This window comes from Clostridia bacterium (genome assembly GCA_012841935.1).
Taxonomy (GTDB): Bacteria; Bacillota; Peptococcia; order DRI-13; family DTU073; genus DUTS01.
This window is the reverse complement of the sequence record DUTS01000097.1, coordinates 1-4,110: the sequence shown is the minus strand read 5'-3', so window position 1 is coordinate 4,110 and position 4,110 is coordinate 1. Positions and strand designations below refer to the sequence as shown.

Sequence of the window (4,110 nt, the reverse complement as noted above, 5' to 3'; positions counted from 1 at the left end):
TTACAGAATTAAACATCGAAAAACCATATTTGGGAATATCTAGGTGTTAAAAGTTATTTAGCAAAATTTGTTTAAAAGTACTTGACAGTCACAATATTTACCAGTTGATACAAGTTCCCTATCTTTTAACTCCTCAGCTAATCTAATATATTTGCCAAAAGTAGCATATCGCTTATCTTCCGGTGTGGGTGTGTATAGAATATCATCATAGCCATGTTTCCTTGCTGAAACTATTATGCTTGTTTTCATAGTTTTAGCTTTCTCAGATTTTAAATAGCCATCATTTATTAATCTCCATAGCATCGCCTGCCTACTCATGCCAAAATGCTGTTCTATTCTCACAACATCTTCCATATCAAGCTCTTGTTTTTCTTTTCCAAGCTGCCTTCTTATAAAGTAGGCCAGAGCTTCATAGGGTGCTAGAAAATATGATGCAAACATATCTGCTTCTTTTTCTCTAGGGGACTTACTCATTTCTAGATCAGTAAAGCAAACAACACCTTCAAAATCTTCATGAAAATACAAATGATACAGCTCATGGGCTATTGTAAATCGCTGCCTGCCATAGGTAGAAGTGGAGTTAACACCAATAATTTTATTTTTGCCATCCCTAATACAAATCCCACTCACCCGATCACTCATGGGATAAAAAACTATAGTTAAATCGTCATTGTTATGAATAAGGGAAAAGATATCAATTGGAGAGTTAGCATCCCCACCAAATTCTTTTCTTAAACTTATCGCCTCAGCATTTAATTCAATTTTTTCTTTCAAATTTTATTCCTCCCCCATAAGCAAGCCTTCCATAAAGCGTAAATTAAGAGCTATTTTATTAATGGCAGCTATGATCTTTAAATCCTCAGACGTGACACTTTTTGCCCTAAGTGCTATTGGCATTTCCGCATACTGACCAGACTCTTTTACAAAATAATCGACAGTACATCCAAATAGCTCAGCAGCCTTTTCAAGTATATCTGCACTAAACTGTCTTTCACCTTTTTCACACTTTGAAATATAACTTTGATCCACATCCAAATACTCGGCAACCATACTTTGTGTATAGCCACTTTTATTTCGTAACTCGTTAAATTTTTTACCTACCAATTCAAAATTTAACATAGTCACACCCCCCCTTTGGTTATATTATATTCAGTGCTGTCATATTTACAACTAGATATTCTACCATAAATATGACAAGCAAAAATTTTAGTTGGGGTGATGTTATTTTGTTTTTATAGCATAAAAAAAGCCCCGGAAATTTTAATCCCCAAGGGCTTGTTGTGAACCTCACATGACTAAAGTCACGTGAGGTTCACACTTGCTCCATTTTTATCATTCTTGAATTTTGAGGCTTTACCTATTTCTAACCCCCTATAATCTGTGAATCTTACCCATTGCAGCTTTTTTGCAATGTCAATTCCCACAATCAATGTTTATGGGGTTATTGTTTCTAATTTACAGGTGCTATTTTTCTTCACTACCCATAACTTCCGATTTTATAATTTTTATACGTTTTAGTGCACACATTAATCATATCTGGAGGTTATTATTTTTTCAAAGACCATTTTCATTGATTACAGGGATGCTCCCCCGGGCATAAAAAAAGCACCCCTTATGAGTACTCCTTGTAAAACCATTCATTATCTAGGTGCTTTAACTATGTTCGATTATCCAACCCAGTAAACTTTTGATATCCACCGTTCCCTCGGCTAAACCCAATCCAAGTTTAATTAACTCATCCTATAATAGGATGATTGTTTATGAGTAAAAAACCTAACCCCGCCGCTTTAGCTGGAATGGTTTTATATACATTTTCCCCAGTCCCTCAAATAAGCAGCCTGTGCATTTTTATGATTTGGACTTTGGTAAGCCTGTTCATTTCGACAGTGCTTCAAAGGCTTTTTTATGTTTAAAAAAAAGCCTTTTGGCTACTTTTTCTACTTCCTCATCCTCAGTTGACTCCACCTTCCCTAGTTGACTGTATTCTATTAACACATAACGAGACACATTATTTTTCAAAATCACCGCTACTCCATTTTCATCCACCAATCTCGCCACCCTGGAGAAATTCTGATTAGCCTCGGAAATAGAGACCAAATTACTGATATTCACTTTCACCAAAATCAGCTCCTTTCTATTTATATTACACCCCTATTTAGGATAAATTCAACCTAACTATAAATAAAGAGAACGTTTCTATCATACATCCCCCCGCTTCCGCTTGAAAAGCATCCATGACTTCCCCTTTTACTCGTTTTTTCCTTCACTGGCCATAGCTTCGGCCATCTCCCCTACCACCTGATTGATGTAGCGGGTAATGGTGGGAATTAAGTCTTTGGAGGCCAGCCCGCCATAAACATTGTCCCAGCTAAATTGACCTTCAAACAACTCCACCACATAGTTAATCAATTAATCTAACCCCTCAAATTTCAGACATAGAAAAACCACCCCAAAAATAGAGTGGTTGAAACAACAAATGCCGCCTGAAAAAAAGATAGCTCCCATCTTATAACCCCGGTCTTCCTGACTGAAGCCTCTTGGAAAATTTGATTGCATTATCTGTGACAAGGGCAGACCAAAAGTATTGAACCATTTTTTCTGCACTCAATCTATTCATTCTTTCTATTATAAAGTTTACACCGCTTTTTATGTTGACTGGTGCATTTGGTGAATCTAGACTTGTTCCTTTATCATTTTCCCCTCCCCCAATTTCAACTAAAATTATCTAATCTTCCCGAAGTATATATTTGACCTTTTCCCCTGAGTATTGATGATACCCCACGTATCCATCTTTTTGTAACCTACCTATTAAAATATAGGTTGGGATATTCTGTTCAACTGAAAATCTTTTAATAGAAGGTAGTGTAAAATCCTTTTTTACCACAAATCCCTCATAATCCACAGGATTAATCAAAGTATTTGCGGCAAATTCATCTGCCTTATCCTCTGCTTCACCTTTAGCAAAATCGAAGTCAACTAGCTTATCCTCAATATCACCATTTATGATGTGACCAATTTCGTGGAAAAATGTGAACCAAAATATATCGGCAAATTTCCGCCTTGTAGTCATAAGCAAGTTTAAGGTGCCATCATCATTCTTTTTAATCACGCCTTGAACAGGGGCACCCTTAAAGTTTTTAACAATAAAAAACTTGATGCCACACTCTGCCAGATAGGTTTTTAATCGGGATTGGACAGCGGCCACATCTTCAAACATCAGTTCTTTAGTCAAAGGGATCTTATCTTTTAGCCTGACAAGATCCAATTTACGTTCGGTTTGTTGATCCTTTACTATCAAATCGCACATCCTTAGCCAAGTAAATAAAACATAGGGATCAACATTAGCAGCTGTGGCTAAACGATAAGCCCCTGTTTGGGAAATCTGGGGTATCCGAGTTAGACAGCTAATGTTTAAAAATCTTCTAAGGCTAATGACCAGCATTGGTCCATGGACTTCCGGGTCTAATATCCTTATCTCCTTTAGGTGCCTCACTATACTACTAAGCCTCTTTAAGATCCCAAGTTCCTGGTCGGAAATTCCGTTAATTTCCTCAAAATCTGCTAATTCTTTATCGTAATTAGCCTGCAAATTAACCCAAAAACTAGCATCTATACCCAAAGCGTATTCTAGTTTCTTGGCATAGGCAACAGAAATAGCTTTTTGACAGTTAACTACACTACTGACATGTGGTTCTGTCACACCAGTCCGTATAGCTAGCTCCTTTTGACTCATATTCCTATCATCAAGAATTTCTTTTAAAGTCTCCCCCGGGTGAATAATAAATTCACGGGATAAGCCATTCATATTTTTGGCCATGATAATCCATCACCCCCTCTATAATAACCACATCACATTCTTTTAACGACTGGGGATCCAAACTTTCCACATCTGGTTTAACAACAAGCCTGATATTACCGGAAATACTGATCCCATAACACCCCTGTAAGTTTTTATACAGCGGGTGAGGTTTTCCAAGCCCCGTGTCAAGATAGATACTAAAATTTGCTGCTGCCCTTAATTGATCATGCCGCTTCTTAGCACCTCTAGCTAAATCATTCCCGATCTTTCTTCTCATTAAATTAAAATCATTAAAATACCTTTCCAATGAT

General features: G+C 37.0%; 6 protein-coding genes. All 6 read right to left on the bottom strand.

All coding sequences use genetic code 11. The features are described from left to right. Positions 1–57 precede the first annotated feature (57 nt). On the bottom strand, positions 58–774 hold the full coding sequence (locus GX687_05400) for an ImmA/IrrE family metallo-endopeptidase (GenBank protein HHX96872.1): 717 nt from the start codon (positions 772–774) through the stop codon (positions 58–60). Between the two features lie 3 nt (positions 775–777). Next, positions 778–1,119 (bottom strand): helix-turn-helix transcriptional regulator, encoded by a 342-nt coding sequence (locus GX687_05395; protein ID HHX96871.1) that lies wholly within the window; start codon positions 1,117–1,119, stop codon positions 778–780. A 756-nt stretch (positions 1,120–1,875) separates the two neighbouring features. Continuing rightward, positions 1,876–2,118, bottom strand: a complete 243-nt coding sequence (locus tag GX687_05390; GenBank protein ID HHX96870.1) for a type II toxin-antitoxin system Phd/YefM family antitoxin — start codon at positions 2,116–2,118, stop codon at positions 1,876–1,878. Between the two features lie 129 nt (positions 2,119–2,247). Next, positions 2,248–2,409 (bottom strand): hypothetical protein, encoded by a 162-nt coding sequence (locus GX687_05385; GenBank protein ID HHX96869.1) that lies wholly within the window; start codon positions 2,407–2,409, stop codon positions 2,248–2,250. Between the two features lie 316 nt (positions 2,410–2,725). Beyond that, positions 2,726–3,817 (bottom strand): HigA family addiction module antidote protein, encoded by a 1,092-nt coding sequence (locus GX687_05380; GenBank protein HHX96868.1) that lies wholly within the window; start codon positions 3,815–3,817, stop codon positions 2,726–2,728. Next, a partial coding sequence (locus GX687_05375) for a hypothetical protein (GenBank protein HHX96867.1) occupies positions 3,786–4,110 on the bottom strand: 325 nt, incomplete at its 5' end. The genes GX687_05375 and GX687_05380, both read right to left, overlap by 32 nt.

Bases quoted from the DNA above. Each gene is read 5' to 3' on its own strand.
- GX687_05380 (HHX96868.1), bottom strand. From the start codon at position 3,817: ATGGCCAAAAATATGAATGGCTTATCCCGTGAATTTATTATTCACCCG.
- GX687_05395 (HHX96871.1), bottom strand. From the start codon at position 1,119: ATGTTAAATTTTGAATTGGTAGGTAAAAAATTTAACGAGTTACGAAAT.